Annotated in this window: 15 protein-coding genes; 8 read left to right on the plus strand and 7 right to left on the minus strand. The window is 64.5% G+C overall.

Annotated elements, in window-relative coordinates:
- Positions 1 to 4 precede the first annotated feature (4 nt).
- Entirely contained in the window at positions 5 to 1486 is a 1482-nt protein-coding gene (locus E2E30_RS04370) for an aldehyde dehydrogenase family protein (protein WP_133187585.1), read from the plus strand.
- Here E2E30_RS04370 and E2E30_RS04375 read toward each other — a convergent pair whose 3' ends face one another.
- The gene (locus E2E30_RS04375; RefSeq protein WP_133187587.1) at positions 1487 to 2713 is read right to left on the minus strand and encodes a LysR family transcriptional regulator; all 1227 of its coding nucleotides are present in this window, start codon (positions 2711 to 2713) and stop codon (positions 1487 to 1489) included.
- A 149-nt stretch (positions 2714 to 2862) separates the two neighbouring features.
- On the opposite strand from E2E30_RS04375, the gene E2E30_RS04380 reads away from it, so the two are divergent.
- Entirely contained in the window at positions 2863 to 4002 is a 1140-nt protein-coding gene (locus tag E2E30_RS04380; protein ID WP_133187589.1) for an acyl-CoA dehydrogenase family protein, read from the plus strand.
- Between the two features lie 275 nt (positions 4003 to 4277).
- Here the strand turns inward: E2E30_RS04380 and E2E30_RS04385 are convergent, their stop codons facing one another.
- Together E2E30_RS04385 and E2E30_RS04390 are read right to left on the minus strand one after the other, a co-directional pair.
- The gene (locus tag E2E30_RS04385; protein ID WP_272482940.1) at positions 4278 to 5423 is read right to left on the minus strand and encodes a CaiB/BaiF CoA transferase family protein; all 1146 of its coding nucleotides are present in this window, start codon (positions 5421 to 5423) and stop codon (positions 4278 to 4280) included.
- A gap of 113 nt (positions 5424 to 5536) precedes the next feature.
- Positions 5537 to 6277, minus strand: coding sequence for a FadR/GntR family transcriptional regulator (locus E2E30_RS04390; protein ID WP_240699030.1), 741 nt, complete (start codon positions 6275 to 6277; stop codon positions 5537 to 5539).
- Positions 6278 to 6405: 128 nt separating this feature from the next.
- Between E2E30_RS04390 and E2E30_RS04395 the strand changes: the two genes are divergently transcribed.
- Both E2E30_RS04395 and E2E30_RS04400 read left to right on the plus strand, forming a co-directional pair.
- A complete protein-coding gene (locus E2E30_RS04395; RefSeq protein ID WP_133187591.1) occupies positions 6406 to 7164 on the plus strand; it encodes an electron transfer flavoprotein subunit beta/FixA family protein in 759 nt (252 codons plus the stop codon).
- A complete protein-coding gene (locus E2E30_RS04400) occupies positions 7161 to 8090 on the plus strand; it encodes an electron transfer flavoprotein subunit alpha/FixB family protein (protein WP_133187593.1) in 930 nt (309 codons plus the stop codon). Before E2E30_RS04395 ends, E2E30_RS04400 begins: the two co-directional genes overlap by 4 nt.
- Before the next feature lie 633 nt (positions 8091 to 8723).
- Here the strand turns inward: E2E30_RS04400 and E2E30_RS04410 are convergent.
- The 4 genes from E2E30_RS04410 to E2E30_RS04425 form a co-directional block, all read right to left on the minus strand.
- Positions 8724 to 9374, minus strand: a complete 651-nt coding sequence (locus E2E30_RS04410; RefSeq protein ID WP_165954454.1) for a cytochrome b — start codon at positions 9372 to 9374, stop codon at positions 8724 to 8726.
- Positions 9375 to 9426: 52 nt separating this feature from the next.
- Positions 9427 to 11919 (minus strand): TonB-dependent receptor, encoded by a 2493-nt coding sequence (locus tag E2E30_RS04415; protein ID WP_133187597.1) that lies wholly within the window; start codon positions 11917 to 11919, stop codon positions 9427 to 9429.
- A gap of 73 nt (positions 11920 to 11992) precedes the next feature.
- Positions 11993 to 12292, minus strand: coding sequence for an EthD family reductase (locus E2E30_RS04420; RefSeq protein WP_010406364.1), 300 nt, complete (start codon positions 12290 to 12292; stop codon positions 11993 to 11995).
- Position 12293: 1 nt separating this feature from the next.
- Positions 12294 to 12773 carry a pseudoazurin gene (locus tag E2E30_RS04425; protein WP_010406366.1) on the minus strand — a complete coding sequence of 160 codons (480 nt, stop codon included), beginning with the start codon at positions 12771 to 12773 and terminating at the stop codon, positions 12294 to 12296.
- 196 nt (positions 12774 to 12969) lie between these two features.
- Between E2E30_RS04425 and adh the strand changes: the two genes are divergently transcribed.
- The 4 genes from adh (at position 12970) to E2E30_RS04445 (ending at position 18442) form a co-directional block, all read left to right on the plus strand.
- Positions 12970 to 14490, plus strand: a complete 1521-nt coding sequence (gene adh / locus E2E30_RS04430) for an aldehyde dehydrogenase (RefSeq protein ID WP_010406369.1) — start codon at positions 12970 to 12972, stop codon at positions 14488 to 14490.
- Between the two features lie 136 nt (positions 14491 to 14626).
- Positions 14627 to 14974 (plus strand): DUF779 domain-containing protein, encoded by a 348-nt coding sequence (locus E2E30_RS04435; RefSeq protein ID WP_050810992.1) that lies wholly within the window; start codon positions 14627 to 14629, stop codon positions 14972 to 14974.
- A 34-nt stretch (positions 14975 to 15008) separates the two neighbouring features.
- Positions 15009 to 16187, plus strand: coding sequence for an FIST N-terminal domain-containing protein (locus tag E2E30_RS04440; protein WP_010406373.1), 1179 nt, complete (start codon positions 15009 to 15011; stop codon positions 16185 to 16187).
- Positions 16187 to 18442, plus strand: coding sequence for a hybrid sensor histidine kinase/response regulator (locus E2E30_RS04445; RefSeq protein ID WP_133187599.1), 2256 nt, complete (start codon positions 16187 to 16189; stop codon positions 18440 to 18442). Before E2E30_RS04440 ends, E2E30_RS04445 begins: the two co-directional genes overlap by 1 nt.

Raw genomic sequence — 18442 nt, forward strand, 5'->3', positions numbered from 1 at the left:
CCCGATGACCCAGACCTTCGTCCGCCCGGCCTTTCTCGACCAGCTCGACCAGGACATGATGATCGGCGGTAAGCGCGTCCCCGCCGCCTCGGGCAAGCGCTTCGAAACGCGCAATCCTGCGACAGGCACGTTGCTGGCGATGGTCGCCGATGGCGAGCAGGAAGATGTCGATCGCGCGGTCGCCGCGGCGCGCGCGGCGTTCGTGGGGCCATGGCGCACGATGAAGCCGGCCGAGCGCCAGCGCATCATCCTGCGCCTCGCCGATATCGTCGAAGCGAAATATTACGAGCTGGCGATGCTCGACACGCTCGATATCGGGGCGCCGTTGTCGCGCTCGATGCTCGGCGGCGCGCGCGCGGCGGCGCTGCTGCGCTATTATGCTGGGCAGATCACCACGATTCATGGCGAAACCTTGCCCAATTCGGCGATGGGCGACGTGCTGTCGCACACGCTGAAGGAACCGATCGGCGTCGTCGCAGCGATCAATCCGTGGAATGGTCCGGCCGGCATGTCGGTCTGGAAGGCCGGGCCGGTGCTCGCCACCGGCTGCACTCTGGTGATGAAGCCCGCCGAGCAGTCGCCGCTCTCCGCGCTTCGCTTCGCTGAAATGTGCATCGAGGCCGGGGTGCCCGAAGGCGTTATCAACGTGCTGACCGGGCAGGGCGCCGCGGGCGCCGCCCTTGCCAGCCATCCCGGTGTCGACAAGATCGCCTTCACTGGCTCGACCGGGGTGGGCGAGAAGATACTCCATGCCGCCGCCGCGACGATGAAGCGCGTCACCGTCGAGCTCGGCGGAAAGTCGCCCAACATCGTGTTCGCCGATGCCGATCTCGACAAGGCAGTGCCGGCGGCGGCCACGGCGGTGTTCGCCAATGCGGGGCAGATCTGCAGCGCGGGCACGCGGCTGTTCGTACAATCTTCGATCCGCGAGGAGTTCATGGAACGGCTCGCCGCCTATACCAAGACAATCCGCGTCGGCGATCCGCTCGACCCCGAAACCCAGATCGGCCCGGTGGTGTCGTCCCGGCAGATGGAGATCATCCTCGGCTATATGGAGAAGGGTAAGAGCGAGGGCGCGACCGCCCTCGTCGGCGGCGAACGGATGACCGGCGGCGCTTATGATGCAGGCTTCTTCCTCGAGCCGACGATCTTCGACGACGTCACGGACGACATGACGATTGCGCGCGAGGAAATCTTCGGTCCTGTGCTGTCGGCGTTCAGCTTCGACACGATCGAGGAAGTCCTTGCGCGCGCCAACGCCACCGAGTTCGGCCTGGCGAGCGGCGTATGGACGCGCGATCTGGCCACCGCGCACAAGATGGCGCGCGGCATTCGTGCCGGGTCGGTGTGGGTCAATTGCTACCAGATGCTCGATCCCGGCGTGCCATTCGGTGGCTATGGGATGAGCGGCTTCGGGCGCGAGTCGGGGATGCATCACATCGACGATTATCTCGAAACCAAGGCTGTGTGGATCAAGCTCGACTGATCAGACCCAGCTCGATCCACGGCGATCGGGATCGGCTTCGGTCGATTTGATCGTCGCCGCCACCTCCTCGACTTTCTCGATGAAACGTCGCTGCACCGCCGTCGGGCGCCAGCTGCGCCGCGTTGTGATGCCGATCAAGCGCTTGCTGTCCTCAAGCGGCGCGCCGACGCGTGCGAGCAGGCCGCTGCGGATCTGCAGCGCGACCTGGTCGGGCGAGAGCAAGGTCAGAAAATTGCCATCGGTCAGCAGGCGGCCGATGATCATCACCGATCCGCACTCGATCGGCGTCGGCGGCAGTGCGCGGCCCTCGAACAATTTCTCCCATTGCGCGCGCAGCGGCGTGTTCGCGGGGGCAACGATCCACGGATAGGATGCCAGCGTCTCGAGCGAGGGCATCTCGGGCCCGGCGAGCGGATGCTGGCTGCCTACCGCGATTACCAGCCGATCCTCGTAGAGCGGCAGTTGATAGAGATCGGTCACGTCGAACGGCCGGAGCGCGCCGACGATCAGGTCGATCCGGCCGTCGCGCAGCGGTTCGACCAGCTCGCGCCAGCTGCCTTCGATCACCTCGAAGCGCGCCAAGGGCAGTTCGGCCGCCATCTTCGCCATCGCCGCGGGTACGAGGAACGGGCGCGACAGCGGCAGCGCGCCGAACGCGATCAGTTCGCCCGAGGCCTCGAAGCCGAGATCGGCAATCGCCGCGGCAATCTCGCCGATCGCCAGGCGGGTGCCACGCGCGAGCTTCTTGCCCGCAGGGTTGAGCCAAACGCCGCGCCCGCGCCTCTCGACCAGTTCGCCGCCGATCATCTGTTCGAGATCGCCGACCGCGCGATGCACCGCAGTGTGCGACAGGCCCGTATTCTGCGCCGCGGCAATGAAGCTGCCCGCTTCGGCCAGGGCGAGGAACGCGCGCAGCTGCGTCATCGTCATCAGCCGGTCGGGATTGGCGAACACGCGCGTAAGCCCTTTCGCGCCGGCCGCGAGATGGTCGATCGCGGCGCGCACGCGCTCGGCAACGATCACGCCGACCGGTGTCGTCACCATGCCGCCCGAACGGCGTTCGAACAGCGCATAGCCAAGCTGGCGTTCGAGCTTGGCCAGCCCTTGCGTCAGCGCGGGTTGCGACAGGCTGACGATTTCGGCGGCCGCGCTGATGCTGCCATTCTCCTGGATCGCGAGCACGGCGCGCAAGTGGCGCAGGTTGAGGTCGAACGGGTTGGCAGCCATCGCGTCGTCCTAGCAGCTTGTATGGCGGATCGGCAAAGCAGGCCGCGCGGCATGGCGCAGCATCGCGAATTTTCGCATGGACATGATAAATATTTAAAGGTAGGACCATTGAGAGAATACGGCACTGTCATAGCCTGAGGAGCTCAGCCATGGATTTCGAACTGCCCGAAGAGATCACCGAATTCGTCGACGTGACCAAGACGATCGTCGCCGATTTGCTGCAATATGAGCGCGAGTTCCAGGAAACCGGAATCGTCCCGCCGATCGTGCGCGAGACGCTGCTCGACAATGGCTATTTTGCGCTGCCGTTCCCCGAGGAATTCGGCGGCTTGGGCATGGGCGCGCTGGCGCAGTGCGTTGTGCAGATCGAGCTCGGTCGGCTTCCCCCGCAATTCTGGACCGAGCTGCGGCCGCTAATGGGCCCCGGTGCCAAGAACATCCTCAATCACGGCTCGCCCGAGCAAAAGGCGCGGCTGATCCCGGGGATGATCAGCGGCGAGATACCGATTGCGTTTGGGCTGACCGAGCCGCATTGCGGTTCTGACCTTGGTTCGATGCGCACCACCGCGGTGCGCAATTCCGATGGCTGGGTGATCAACGGGAGCAAGACGTATATCTCCAACGGCAAGACTGCCAAGGAATTGATCGTCTATGCCTATACCGACAAGGCCAAGGGCGCGAAGGGCGGCATTTCCGCGTTCCTTATGAATGCGCAAACCCCGGGCTATTCGGTCGATGGCACGATCCCGCTGATGGGGACTGCGACGCCGGGCGTGTACGAACTCTCGTTCAGCGACTGCCAAGTCCCGGCCGACGCGCTGGTTGGCGAGGAAGGCATGGCGTTTCATTATGCGCTCGAGGGGCTCAACGAAGGCCGGCTAAACGTCGGCGCGACTGCGGTCGGCATGGGGGAATATGCGATCGAACTGGCAATCGATCAGGCCAAGACGCGCCCGGCGTTCGGCGGGGTAATCGCCGATTTCCAGGCGATCCGGCACTACATCGCTACGATGGCGACCGAAATGCGTGCCGCGCGGCTGATGCTGCTCGACGCCTGCTGGCGCTACGATCGCGGCGAGAAGAAGCGCGAACTGGCGTCGATGGCGAAGCTTTTCGCGACCGAGGCGGGCAGCCGTACGGTCGACACCGCGCTGCAGATCTTCGGCGGCGCGGGCTATTGCCGCGGGTATGCGATCGAACGGCTGTATCGCGATATCCGCATCACGCGGATCTATGAGGGATCGTCGGAGATCCAGCGTAACACGATTGCGCGGGAATTGCTGCGCTAGTGTGAGGCCGGTCCCCTGCTTCCTTCGGGAGTGTGGGGTCGGACTGCTCACCGCGCTGTCCTTGATCGTGCGGAGTACGATTGTGCCCCCCACGGGTTGCACAAACTTGGCTCCGCTCCTTCAGCGGGCGCTAGTCGGCGCTGGGTGAAGGGATTAGGCTCTCAAACCGAGGGTGTCCCCTCATCCGACCTCGACACGTCAGGAAGCTGAAAGCCGCAGCATCTTTCTCCCTCGGGAGAAGGTTTTTACTGCTCTTCAACGCCGATCTTATCTGCTCACTTTAACGTCCCCGTCGCCTTTAGCGTGGCGACTCGCTCCGCATCCATCCGCAACTCGTCGCGCAACACGTCCGCGCCATGCTCGCCGAGCCCGGCGACGAGATTGCGAACCTCGACGCGCGCGCCCGACATGCGGAACGGCGGGTTTGTCACAAGAAAGCTCCCGCTGCCGTCTTCGATCCGCTTAAACGCCGCGCGGCTCTGCAACTGCGGATCCTCGAGCACTGCCGGCACGTCGCGATATTGCGCACACGGCACGCCGTGTTCAGCCAGGATACGCTCGGCCTCGGCGGCGCTGTGCTGCAGCGTCCACACTTCGGCCAGCCCGAGCAGCGCGGGCCAGTTGGCGTTGCGGTCGGCATTGGTGCGGAAGCGCGGATCGTCGCGCCATTCGGGATGGCCGGTCGCGTCGCACAATTGCTCGAAATTGCGCGGGCTGGTCGGCGCCACCATGACGAAGCCGTCGGTGGTCTTGAGCGGGGTGTAGAGCGGGCGCTTGTTGCCGCCGGGGAATTGCGCCTCCTGCGTCTCGAACACCAGCATGCCGACCATCGCCTCCATCATCGAGACGTCGATCATCTGTCCCTCGCCCGTCTTCTCACGCTGGTAGAGCGCGGTCTGGATCGCGGCAAAGGCATACGTCCCGCCCAACACGTCGGCGACGAAGATGCCGCCGGTCGCAGGGCGGTCGGCGCCGTCCTGATAGCGCATGTTGACGATGTCGAAGCCGCTCGCGGCGTGGATTACCGGGGCATATGCGGGATTCTGCGCCTTCGGCCCGGTTTGACCATAGCCCGAGATCGAGCAATAGATCAGCCGCGGGTTGATCGCGGCGACGCTTTCATAATCGAGCCCAAAGCGCTGCATCACGCCGGGGCGAAAATTCTCGACCAGAATGTCGTACTCGGCAACAAGCTCTCGGATGATCGCGATCGCCTCCGGCGCCTTGAGGTTGAGGGCGATGCTGCGCTTCCCCGCGTTGAGATGGCCGAAATAGGCGCTGCGCCCGTCACGCATCGGCGGGCGGGCGCGGACCTGGTCCCCTTCGAGCGACTCCACCTTCAGCACGTCGGCGCCGAGATCGGCGAGCATTCGCGTCGCGAACGGGCCTGCCATCACCGCAGTGAAATCGAGCACGCGCACGCCCGCGAGCGCATCGGGCTTGTGAGTCGCGGTATGGATGATCCTGGCTCCCGGACATATATCTAATGGTCAGACCTAACTACGGTGTCGACCGGCCGAGTGTCAATCTGGGCCTAGCCGCCTGCGAGTGGCCCCTTGATGTTTTTGCGGACGTGACGGTGCAGGCGTCCGAGATGCTTGCGCATCTCCTCGGCGGCAGCGTCCGCGTCGCGTGCGCGCAGATGCTTGACCAATTGCAGGCGCGACTGAATCAGCGTTTCTTGCAATGTTTCGTATTCGGGCCCCTGAACAAACTGGTGCAGGATCGCCGATAGCGAATCGACGAAGATCCCGAAGATGCGGTTCTTGGTCGCGCGCGCGAGCACTTCATAATATTCGACCGCGCATTGGTAGCGTTCCTCGACGCCGGTGACGCGTTTGGTCTTTTCGGCGATCGCCTCAAGGTCCTGCAGATCCTGCTCGGTCGCGCGAACGCAGGCAAGGCGAACGATCACGTCCTGCAGCGCGATGCGCGCCTCGGTCAGTTCCTCGAGCGTCACGCTGCCAAGATGGACGTAATCCTGCATTGCCTGGACGATTCGATCGGGTTCGGCAGACTGGATGAACGCGCCGCCGCGCGCGCCCTTCACGTTACGAATGATACCGGCAACCTCGAGGCTGCGAAGTGCTTCGCGAAGTGCGCTCCGACTGACCTGAAATTGCGTGGCGAGATCGCGCTCTGCGGGCAATTTGTCGCCTGTTTTGAGCGTTCCGGCGGCGAGTTCGCCGCGAATCTGCTCGCAGATGACTTCGAACGCGCGCTGGGTCTTGACCGGGGCAAAGGCAGGGGAAGGGGCGGTGCTGGTTTTTATCATGTTACGGAGGGCCTTCTGACGCGCTTTCCAGCACGTATAAGCGACAAGCGTCGGCGGCAATCTTTACGAGCCATGGGTTGACGTCTTCATCAAATATTATAATGGTCTGACCATTACAGGAGAAGCTGATGAAGGTAGTTGTCCCCGTCAAGCGCGTGCTTGATTACAACGTGAAGCCCCGCGTGAAGGCGGACGGAAGCGGGGTCGACCTCGCCAACGTCAAGATGAGCATGAACCCGTTCGACGAGATCGCTGTCGAAGAAGCGATCCGCTTGAAGGACCCAAGTCGAGGCGGGGGCGTCACCGAGATTGTCGTCGTGTCGATCGGCGAGCAAAAGGCACAGGAAACGCTGCGCACCGCGCTCGCGATGGGCGCCGACCGCGCGATCCTGATCGTCACTGAAGACAAGGTCGAGCCGCTCGGCGTCGCCAAGCTGCTCGCCAAGATCGTCGAGGAAGAAAAGCCGGATCTGGTCATCCTCGGCAAGCAGGCGATCGATGACGACAACAACCAGACCGGCCAGATGCTGGCAGGGTTGCTCGGCGTCGGCCAGGCGACCTTCGCCTCGAAGGTCGAGCTCAGCGCCGACAGCGTCACCGTGACGCGCGAAGTCGATGGCGGCTCGGAGACCGAGACGTTGAAGCTCCCCGCGATCATCACCGTCGACCTGCGCCTCAACGAGCCACGCTACGCTTCGCTGCCCAACATCATGAAGGCCAAGTCGAAGCCGCTCGCACAGAAGACCGCCGCCGATTACGGCGTCGACGTGTCGCCGCGCCTCACCACGCTGAAGGTGGTCGAGCCCGCCAAGCGTTCGGCCGGCGTCAAGGTCGCCGACGTCGATGAACTCGTCGCCAAGCTCAAGTCCATGGGAGTCGCAAAGTGAAGACGCTCGTCTGGGTCGAACATGATGGCACGTCCGTAAAGGATGCCACCCTCTCCACCGTCACCGCGGCCTCCAAGCTCGGTGAAGTCCATCTGCTCGTCGCCGGTCAGGGCGTCGGCGCAGTTGCCGAGGCGGCCACCAAGATCGCCGGCGTCGGCAAGGTCCATGTCGCCGACGACGCGGCCTATGCGCATGCGCTCGCCGAGAACGTCGCGCCGCTCGTCGCCAAGCTGATGGAATCGCACGACGCGTTCCTCGTGCCCGCCACGACCAACGGCAAGAACATCGCGCCACGCGTCGCAGCGCTGCTCGACGTGATGCAGATTTCGGACATCCTGTCGGTCGAGAGCGAGGACACCTTCACGCGTCCGATCTACGCCGGCAACGCGATCGCAACGGTCCAGACCAAGGACGCGAAGAAGGTCATCTCGGTCCGCGGCACCGCGTTCGAAAAGGTCGCCACCGAAGGCGGTTCGGGCACGATCGAGGCGGTCGAGACCACCGGCGACGCCGGCGTGTCGAGCTATGTCGGCTCGGAAATCGCAGCGTCTGAGCGTCCAGAGCTGACCTCGGCCAAGATCATCGTCTCGGGCGGTCGTGCACTCGGGTCGAGCGACAAGTTCCACGAGCTGATCGATCCGCTCGCCGACAAGCTCGGCGCGGGCGTCGGCGCGTCGCGCGCTGCGGTCGATGCGGGCTATGCACCCAACGACTATCAGGTCGGCCAGACGGGCAAGATCGTCGCGCCGGAAGTCTATGTCGCGGTCGGCATTTCGGGTGCCATCCAGCATCTCGCTGGCATGAAGGACTCGAAGGTCATCGTCGCGATCAACAAGGACGAAGACGCGCCGATCTTCCAGGTTGCGGATCTCGGCCTGGTCGGTGACCTGTTCAAAGTGGTGCCGGAGCTGACCGGCAAGCTGTGATTGTGGATAGGCAACAAACCCGGACCCCACCAATATGTGGTTAAGTAGCTGCAAAGAAAATTAAAATGAGATTTTAGCGACGATCAACGCCGATCGGGACGCCCTTAAAGATCATATTCTTTCGCGTTCTCGAAAGTTTGTGCCGCTGCAGAAATGGGTCCCTTTTGGGCGCCGATCGACACATCAAGGTTTTTCTCGGCCAGACTGCCTGCCAGCCAGCCTTGCCGGTATCATGGATACATTGCAGTGGACGTCGCCGCGCATGCCGTTCACCTACAATCGAAACCTAGTGGCGGAGCAGGGGGCGGCAGGGGCGTCTGACGGCGAAGATTGGTTGATTGCTCGCAATTTGACCGACCGCATTGGGCGGTCAGTGGGCGGTCTGCTCTCGAGGTAACTCGGGCGGGAAGCGGCATGGCCGCTTTCTGGCGAAGAGCGGCATAAACGGAGGTTCCGTCATCTAGGTTGCGAGGTATCAAACGCCTGTTGCCAGCGTACGTTCGTTAAGCGTTGCCGCAGTAACGTCTTCCGAAGAGTCCGATCGGATGTTGTGATTGGAGCTACAAATTGCACTTTGGCGTTTGCATGCTTGGACTTTTACGCGGGTTCCAAATTTCAACGATCGTAAGTGCGTCAACGCCCGATCCCCATGCGAGCAAGCGCCCGCTGGCGATCGACCCATTGATGCTTAAACGCCCCCGCCACGTGGAGGAGGAGCAGCGCTAGCATGACCCAGCCCCCGAGCTGGTGGAACGTCGCGATCCGCGCGCGCAATGCGCGCTGCGCAGGCACGCCTTGCGAGGTCCGCCCGATCGCAGCGATCGGCGACAGCAAGGGAAGCGGAACCATCCCCCACACCATTGTCGGACCGCGGGGATGTTTTGCGCGCGATGCTTCGCCGACAGGATGCTCTGCATTCCATGCCGCTCCCGCTGAACCCATAGGGGGCTTAGCCGAAACGAGCGCCCATCCTGAAAAGGGGAGGATCAGGATCGCGGCGTAGAGCAGGGCATGGACTCCGTGAGCCGTGCGTCGTTCCCACGCTCGGGCAGCCAGCAAGGGCGGCGGGCGATGCGTCAGCCGCCAGAGCAGGCGGGCGACGCTCAAGACCAGGATCGTTATGCCGGCCAAAACATGGAACCGGAAAACGGCGCCGGGCAGCACGTCGTGCAGAAGTCCGGAGGTCAGATTATAGACGATAAGGAGCGCGATCGCCCAATGCAGCACAATTGCTACGGTCGAATAGCGCAGCCGCGCACATGCGCTCGGATCCGATGGTGCCATCTCTGTCCTCCTTTCACACTGCCGCCAGTTCTGGGGCCGGCTGCCCATCTGTTCATAATCGAAGCCGCATGCTCAATGAGACCGAGCGCGGCGCCCCCGGCGCATAGAAGGTCGAGGATACCAATGGCCGCTCACCGTCAATCACCGGTGCGGCAAAGGGACGGGCGACGAAGCGACCGCTGCCGTCGAACGCTGTCGCGGCGAGCTGCGCTGCGGTGGCGTAAGCCTTGTCGAACAGATTGTTGAGCTGGACGGTGAGCGTAGCGACTTTCGTCACGCGCCATTCGGCGCCTAAATTGAAGACCCCATAAGGCCGCGTGCGGCCGGCGCCCAAATAATAGACGCCGTCAGGCGCATGCGCACCGTTCTCGTTGCCGCGCGCTATAACGCCCGACACCGCGATCATGTCGAGGTCGAGCGTCACGCGTCTGATCGGATCCCAGCCAAGGGCCGCCTTGGCGATTGAACGCGGGATCAACGGGATGCGGTCACTTTTGGCGATCGCGATCGTCCCATCGAAGCCCGCGGCGGCGCCATTGTTGCTGCTGTTGCCCGATCCGCCGACACGCTCGCTGCTGCGATAGGTCGCGTCAAGCCAAGTGTAGTGACCCGATAGCCGGACCGTGCCGAGCGTAGCGGTCGCGTCCAGATCCAAGCCTTGCCGTCGCGTGCGTCCAAAATTGCGGAAATAGCCGAAGCCGGAAGCATCGTTCGCGACGAACAGGATATCCTTGCGGCTGTCGGTACGAAAGGCGCCGATCCGCCAGGTGACGGATCGGCGCACGCCGCCCTGTATGCTACCATGGACGCCTGCCTCGAACGTGGTCGCACGAACCTGGTCAAGCGGCGGGTCGCCCGCCAGCGCATTGGGCAAGCGGCACGGGCTCGCGGGATCGGAGCAGCCGAGCTCGATCGCCGAGGGCGCGCGGCTGCTCTGCGCGATCGCGGCGTCGAAGCCGAGCCGTGTCGACGGCATCCATGCGATCGCGACCGCAGGATTGAAAGCGGCGAAACGGTGGTTGCCTGTCAGCGAGCCGGTACCCGCACGTGGCGTAATCCGATCGCGGTTGCCGACACGGGTACGATCGTAGCGCGCCGACAGATCGACTCGCAGCGTGTGCGCCAGCATCAGCGACTCGGTACCATAAAGCCCAAGGTTGGTGGTTCCGCCGTGGAGATCGACCCGCGCGTCGAACGCGTTTTCGGATTGCTGGCTTCCGTCGGCATAGGCTCCCGGCCCAGTGACGCCGACCACGCCACGGTCGGCGGTGAGATACGCGAATTGCGCGGATTGCGCGAAATTGGCCTGGCTGTCTGAATAGCTCGCGCCGATGGTGAGCGTCTGGTGCAGCCCCAGCAAGGGCGCGATGAGTGTCGCCTCAGCGCTCGCGCCCCACTCGCGCTGGTCGGTCGTCGAGCGGTTGATCAGGCCGTTGCATTTTTCGTTGGGCTCGGTGTCGAGCAGTGCCTCGGCAATGCAGCGATAGCGCGGGAAGGGCGTGTTGGCCTGCGTCTCGCCGCTCAGAGGAAAGCCGGTAACGCCTGCCGCAGTCAGGGCGGCGCGTTCGACGGTACTGGGTTGGTAGAGGTTCTCGCCGAGCGCAGTGTCGTTGACGTCGCCATTGTAGGTTCGGGTCTTGATCCGCCGCCAATAGGCGTTGCCCGACAGCGACAGCACAGACGATAGGCTGTGCTTTGCAGTGAGATTGACCAGTACCGAGCGATTCCGCGTCGTGTCGGGCTGGGTGTAGACGCTGCGCCGATCGGCGTCGAGGAGGCGCTGCTCCTGCAAGCCGTTGCCGTTGAGATCGGTGTCGGCATAGCTGGCCGACAGGTGTGCCTGCGTGGTCGCATTGGACCAGCCCAGCTTGCCGAAACCCTGATAGGCGCGCGACGCCGAAAAGGCCCGCCAACCGCGCTCGCGAAAGGCGTCGCCGCTGACGAACCAATCAAACCCGCCGCGGATCGCGCCGCCGGCCTGCGCCTCGAGCGTGCGCCGGGCTAATGACCCGGTGCCGATCTCGAGCAGATAGCCTGGGTCGGAGGTTCCGTCCTTGGTGCGGATCGACAGCGCGCCGCCGAGCGCGTTGCGTCCGAACAACGGGTTCGACCCCGGCACGAGGCTGACCGAGCGGATCGCCGATTTCGGGATGAGGTCCCAGCTGACGATATCGCCGAACGGCTGGTTGAGCCGAACGCCGTCCATGAAGACCGACAGACCCTGCGGTGTGCCAAGCAGCGGAGAGGCGGTGAAGCCGCGATAATTGATGTCGGGTTGGAGTGGGTTGCCCTGCGTCTCGTTGACGAACACCCCGCCGCTGAACCTTTTGAGATATTCTGTGAGGTCAGTGGCGTGCGCGTGCTGGAGTTGTTCGTCGCTGACGGTCTGCGCCGGATAGCGCAGCGCGCCCTCGCCGACATCAAGCAGCGGGGTGGCGGTGACGACAATGTCGGGGCCGCTCTGCTCCTGCGCCGAGGCGGCGAGCGGCAGGACGAGCGCAGCACTCGCCACACCCGCCCGCCAGAAGAGCTGCGCCACTTGCATGTCTCCCGCCGCTATGCTGCGCGGCGCGACCGAGGGCGATCGGCGCCGCTTGATCTAGTGACTGGCCGGTCGATCACCGGGCGGTGCAGCGGAGCGGCACGGGGGCGATGTCGGTGAATTTGGCGACGTCGCCGAACACCGCGCCCGCCTCGGGCGAGGCCAGCGCGGCGTCGAGCGCCGCGCCGTCGCTGAATTCAAGCATTGCGACCGCTGCATAGGCCGGGGCCGGTTCTTCCGGGATGAGGGCGGTCGCGCTGGTCAATCCGTAGCGCACCCAGCTTTCGCGCACGAGCGGCAGGTGCGCGCCGAGATAATAGTCGACGTCGAAGGTCGCGCCTTCGGCGCGGGGATAGGTGACGAGCAAGGTGGTCATGTCAGCGCGCCTTCGCGAGATAGCCCGCCATCCGCTTCATTGCGAAGGGCGGCAGTTTGGCCGCGCGTGCGGCGGCCAGATTGACGGACGGACCATCGCCGGCCTGCACTACGGCGACCATTCCCATTGAATAGTGTGGGGCGCATTTGATCCCGTAGATGCCGGGCGTGGTGACCATGAGGTCGAACTGCTTGCCCATCGCCCCCTTACTCGGCGAGACACCGGTCGGCAGCATTGCCGGGATCAGCTCGGCATTGTGCGCCAAGCTGGTCGGCACGAAGCGGACCGTGTCGCCTAGATTAGCCTTAATAAAGGCGGGGACAAACACCATCGCGCCCTCCGTGCCGCTATCCTTCATTTCGACGACAATCGTCTTGGCGGGCGTCTTGGCGGGATTAGTCTTGGGCGCGCCGGCGATCGCGCCGGTTCCCCCGAGGACTGCTGTCAGACACAAAGCGGCGGCGATCACTCTCGACATCATCTTCTCCTCGCATCGTCCCGCGCGGGCGCTCGGCCTCGGCAGCGGACACTTTGGTATCGGGGGCGAGCATGGAAGCAGACCGATCGACCGCAAATAGCCCTTTGGTGCAATGGCGCGTCCTCGGATTTTGGGCACAGTCAGCGCTGACAAGCCCGCGCAGGCGCCGGCCACCGGGCTCACATCCAGGAGAGAGACAATGCTGCACCAGGCGCTCGAAGGTTTGACAGGCAAGGTCGCGATTCGCGCGACCTACGAAAATTACATCGGGGGCCAGTGGGTCGCGCCGGTGCAGGGCCGCTATTTCGATAATCCCTCGCCGGTGACCGGCCAGACGGTGTGCCAGGTCGCGCGCGGGACCAAAGAAGATATCGATCTCGCGCTAGACGCCGCGCACAAGGCGAAGGACGCCTGGGGCCAAACCTCCTATGCCGAGCGCGCGGTGATCCTCAACAAGATCGCCGACCGGATCGAGGCAAATCTCCCGCTGATCGCGATGGTCGAGACGATCGACAACGGCAAGCCGATCCGCGAGACGACCGCCGCCGACATTCCGCTGGCGATCGACCATTTCCGCTATTTCGCCGGCTGTATTCGTGCCCAGGAAGGCGGCATTTCCGAGATCGATCACGATACGGTTGCCTACCATTATCACGAGCCGCTGGGCGTGGTGGGACAGATCATTCCGTGGAACTTCCCGATCCTGATGGCGGTGTGGAAGCTCGCCCCCGCGCTCGCCGCGGGCAATTGCATCGTGCTCAAGCCCGCCGAGCAAACGCCGATGTCAATTATGGTGCTAATGGACGTGATTGGCGACCTGCTGCCGCCGGGCGTGCTCAATGTCGTCAACGGTTTCGGCGTCGAGGCGGGCAAGCCGCTCGCGCAATCCCCCCGCATCGCCAAGATTGCCTTTACCGGCGAAACCACGACCGGTCGGCTGATCATGCAATATGCGACCGAGAACCTCATCCCCGTCACGCTCGAACTTGGCGGCAAATCGCCCAACATCTTCTTTGCCGACGTGATGGATCAGGACGACGATTTCCTCGACAAGGCGCTCGAGGGCTTTGCGATGTTCGCGCTCAACCAGGGTGAGGTGTGCACCTGCCCGAGCCGGGCGCTGGTGCACGAGAGCATCTATGACCGCTTCATGGAGAAGGCGGTCGCGCGCGTCGAGAAGATCGTCATGGGCAACCCGCTCGATCCCTCGACGATGATCGGTGCGCAGGCATCGAACGACCAGCTTGAGAAGATCCTGTCCTATTTCGACATCGCGCGCGGCGAAGGTGCCAAGATCCTGACCGGCGGCGAACGAGCGCAGCATGGCGACGAACTGGGTGGCGGCTATTACGTCAAGCCGACGATCATTTCGGGCAACAATAAGATGCGCGTATTCCAGGAGGAGATTTTCGGCCCGGTCGTCGCGGTGACGCCGTTCAAGGACGATGCCGATGCGCTCGCGATTGCCAACGATACGCTCTACGGCCTCGGCGCCGGCGTGTGGACGCGCGATGGGACGCGGGCCTATCGCATGGGCCGCGGGATTCAGGCGGGACGGGTGTGGACCAATTGCTATCACCTCTATCCGGCGCATGCGGCGTTCGGCGGGTACAAGCAGTCGGGCATAGGGCGCGAAAACCACCGCATGATGCTCGATCATTACCAGCAGACCAAGAATTTGCTTGTGAGCTATAGCGCGAAGCCGATGGGATTTTTCTAATATCTCATACAAATCTCGGCGGTTGGCCCCCTTTGCCGTCGGTCGCGGCGGGTCTTCGGACCCGCCGGCTTTTGCGTTTCAGGAGCCCGTCGTGCCCCCACCCGCCCGCATCCTCGCGACCGACGCCGCGATCGCCATGATCGATCGGCTGAGCGCGATCCACGGGCCGTTGATGTTCCACCAATCAGGCGGATGCTGCGATGGCTCGGCGCCCATGTGCTACCCCGCGGACGAGTTTCACGTCGGCACGCAGGACATCCTGCTCGGGCGGATCGCGGACAACGTGCCGGTGTGGATCGGTGCCGCGCAGTTCGCCTATTGGCGGCATACGCAGGTGACGATCGACGTCGTGCTCGGTCGTGGCGCCGGCTTTTCGCTCGAAGGCCCCGAGGGCGTGCGCTTCATCATCCGCAGCCGGGTGTTCAGCGACGCCGAGGTCGATGCGCTCGACGCGGCGGGCGAGCCGGTGCGGGGCGTCGGATGATCTGTGACAATCGACGCGTCGGTGCAGGCATGGCATGATGCCGCTTATGCTCGACGCCCCTTTGCCTGTACGGTCTCGTTCCCCGGTCCGTACCGCCGCGACGCGGCTGGCCGATCCCGACGCGGCCGCGCAGGCGTTGTTCGCCGACCTCGATCCGACCACGCTGGCCGGCGTGCTGATCTTCAGTTCGAGCTGCTATGCACTCGACGCGCTGGCCGAGGCGATCAATCGGCGCAGCGAAGGCCTGTGCGTGGTGGGATGCACCTCGTCGGGCGAAATCACGCCCGAGGGTAGCGCGGAGGGGACGATCACCGCGATCGGCTTCCCGGCGAGCGATTTCACGCTTACCGCGGTCCGCTTCGACCATCTTGATACCTTCGATGCGAGGAGCGCGCAGAGCGTGGTGCGCGAGCTCGTCGCCGCGTCAGTCGCGGCTTCGGACACGTTCGGCTCGATCGTGTCGCGCGCCGCGATCTTTCTCGTCGACGGGTTGTCGCATCGCGAGGAGATGCTCACCGTCACCGTGCAGGACGCGCTCGGCGACATTCCGCTGATAGGCGGCTCGTCGGGCGACGGGCTCGACTTCAAGGAGACGTTCATTTTCCAGGACGGCGCGTTCCGCCGCGATGCTGCGCTTGTCGCGATCCTGTCGTCGGCCCGGCCGATGCAGGTGTTCCGATCGCAACATTACGCCCCCGGACAGGTCAAGATGGTGATCACCGGCGCCGATCCGGTCGGGCGCGTCGTCACCGAGATCAACGCCGAGCCGGCGGCGGAGGAGTATGCGCGGCTGACCGGGACGACCGTGGACCAGCTCGGCCCCTCTGTCTTTGCCTCGCACCCGCTAATGGTGCGCGCGGGCGGCGAATACTACGTCCGCTCGATCCAGTCGGCCAACCCGGACGGAAGCCTGACCTTCTATTGCGCGATCGACGAGGGCGTCGTGCTGACGCTGGGCGAGGCCCGCAATATCCTGGACGGCCTCGACAGCCTGTTCGATGGGCTCGAAAGCGCCGTCGGCGGGATCGACCGGATCGTCGGGTTCGATTGCGTGCTCAACAAGATCGAGGCCGAGCAGCGGCAGTTGACGCGCGAGGTCTCGCGCATGTTCGTCGAACATCGCGTGACCGGCTTCAACACCTATGGCGAGCAGTTCCATGCGCTTCACGTCAACCAGACCTTCAGCGGTCTGGCGATTGGCTGGGGCCGGTGATGGCGACGCGCATCGCCTTGCCCGACAGCCACGATGCCGGACAGATCGCCGCGCTCGAAGCCGAGATCGTCAAACTCAAGCGCATCAACACCGCGCTGATCGACCGTGTCGAGCGCTCGACCGATCTCCAGGGCAACGCCTTCTCGCTGTTCGAGACCGCGATCTCGCTCGAAGGCAAGGTGCGCGAGCGCACCGCCGACCTCGAACAGGCGCTGGGTGCGCTTGCGCGCAGCAACGCCGCACTCGGCATTGCCAAGGAAACGGCAGACGATGCGCAACGCCGCCTGCGCGACGCGATCGAGAGCATCAACGAAGGCTTCGCGATCTTCGACGCCGATGACCGGCTGGTGCTGTGCAACCAGACCTATCTCGGACTGTGGCCCAAGATCGCCGACCGGATCGTGCCCGGCATCAGCTTCTCCGCGATCACCGACATGATCGGCAAGGACGGCACGACGCTCGGCGCGATGGTCGCGCGCGACCGATGGGTGTCTGAGCGGATGGCGCAGCGAATGGTGGCCAGCGGCGGGCACGTCCACGCGCTTGCCGACGGACGCTGGATCCAGATCAACGAACTGCGCACCAGCGAGGGCGGCATAGTCGGCGTCTATACCGACATCACCGAGGTGAAAGCCGAGGATGCACGGCTTCGCGCGCGCGAACTCGCGCAGAAGAGCGCGATCCTCCAGGCGACGCTCGATACGATCCCGCAGGGCGTGTGCGTCTATGATGCCGATCGCCGGCTGGTCGCATGGAACAATCCCCTGCTCGCGGTGATCGGCCTGCCCGCCGACGGGATCGCGATTGTCGCCACGCATGATGGTCTGGTCGCCGGTTGCGCCGAGCTCAACGGGCCGATGGAGCCGGACGAGCCGCTCGCCTGGCTCGAGAGCGGTATTCGCGATGCAGTGTCGCGCCGCCACCACCGCAGCGGCAAGGTCGTCGAGGTCCACCGCGCGCGCATGCCCGATGGCGGGATGGTGATGAGCTTTGGCGACATCACCGAAAGCCTGCGCGCCGCCGACCGGCTGCGCGAGACCAATGAGACGCTCGAACGCCGTGTCGAGGAACGCACCGCCGACATCAACGCGGTAAATCGTGAGCTCAGCCGCGAGAATGCCGAGCGCCTCGCGGTCGAGGCGGCGTTGCGCGACGCCAAGACCGCGGCCGAGCAGGCCAATATTTCCAAGACCCGCTTCCTCGCGGCGGCGAGCCACGATCTTCTGCAGCCGCTCAACGCGGCGCGGCTATTTGTCGCAGCGCTCGGCGACCGGCGGCTCGCGCTGCCGACCCGCGCGCTCGTCCGGCAGGCCGGGTCGGCGCTCGACTCGGTCGAGGATCTGCTCGAATCGCTGCTCGAAATCTCCCGCCTCGATGCCGGCGCGATCGTTGCCGAACCGGTCGATTTTGCGCTCGACGAGATGCTGCGAAGCATGAAGGCCGAATTCGCACCCGTTGCGCGTGAACGGCGGCTCGTGCTGCGAATCGACGACGGCGCATTCTGGGTGCGCTCCGACCCGCGCCTCCTGCGGCGGATCCTGCAGAATTTGATCGGCAACGCACTGCGCTACACCCACGCTGGTTCGGTCGACGTAGCGGTGCGTGCCGAGGGGGAGATGCTGCACGTCGAAGTGATCGACACCGGACCCGGCATCGCGCCCGAGCATCATGTCGAAATCTTCGAGGAGTTCCGGCGGATTGGTGACCACGGGCGCGATCGCGGGATGGGTCTGGGGCTCGCGATCGTCCAGCGCGCGGCGCGCATGCTCGGACATGCGCTTAGCGTCCGCTCGGCGCTCGGCGAAGGGTCGCGCTTCGGCGTGTGTGTGCCGGTCGGCACGTCAACGCCGCGCGTGTCGCACGCCGCTGCGCCGTCGCGTAGTGGGCCGCTCACCGATCAGGTCGTACTGGTGATCGACAATGAGACGCTGATCCTCGAGGGTATGGCCGTTTTGCTCGAAGGCTGGGGCTGCACCGTGCTCAGCGCGCGCGATCTCGGTGCGGGCCAGGCGCAGGCGAACACACTGCGGCCGAACCTCATCATCGCGGATTATCATCTTGACGACGGGCAGACCGGCATCGACGCGATCGCCGGAGTGCGTGCCGCGACCGGCGCGTCGATCCCCGCGATTGTCATTACCGCCGACCGCACCCCCGAGCTGCGTGATCTTCTCGCGGCGGCCGGCTTCCACGTGCTGCAGAAACCGGTGAAGCCCGCGCAGCTGCGCGCGCTGATCACGCGGCTCACGCAGTAG

The sequence above is a fragment of the Sphingomonas sp. AAP5 genome, from assembly GCF_004354345.1.
Taxonomy (GTDB): domain Bacteria; phylum Pseudomonadota; class Alphaproteobacteria; order Sphingomonadales; family Sphingomonadaceae; genus Sphingomonas; species Sphingomonas glacialis.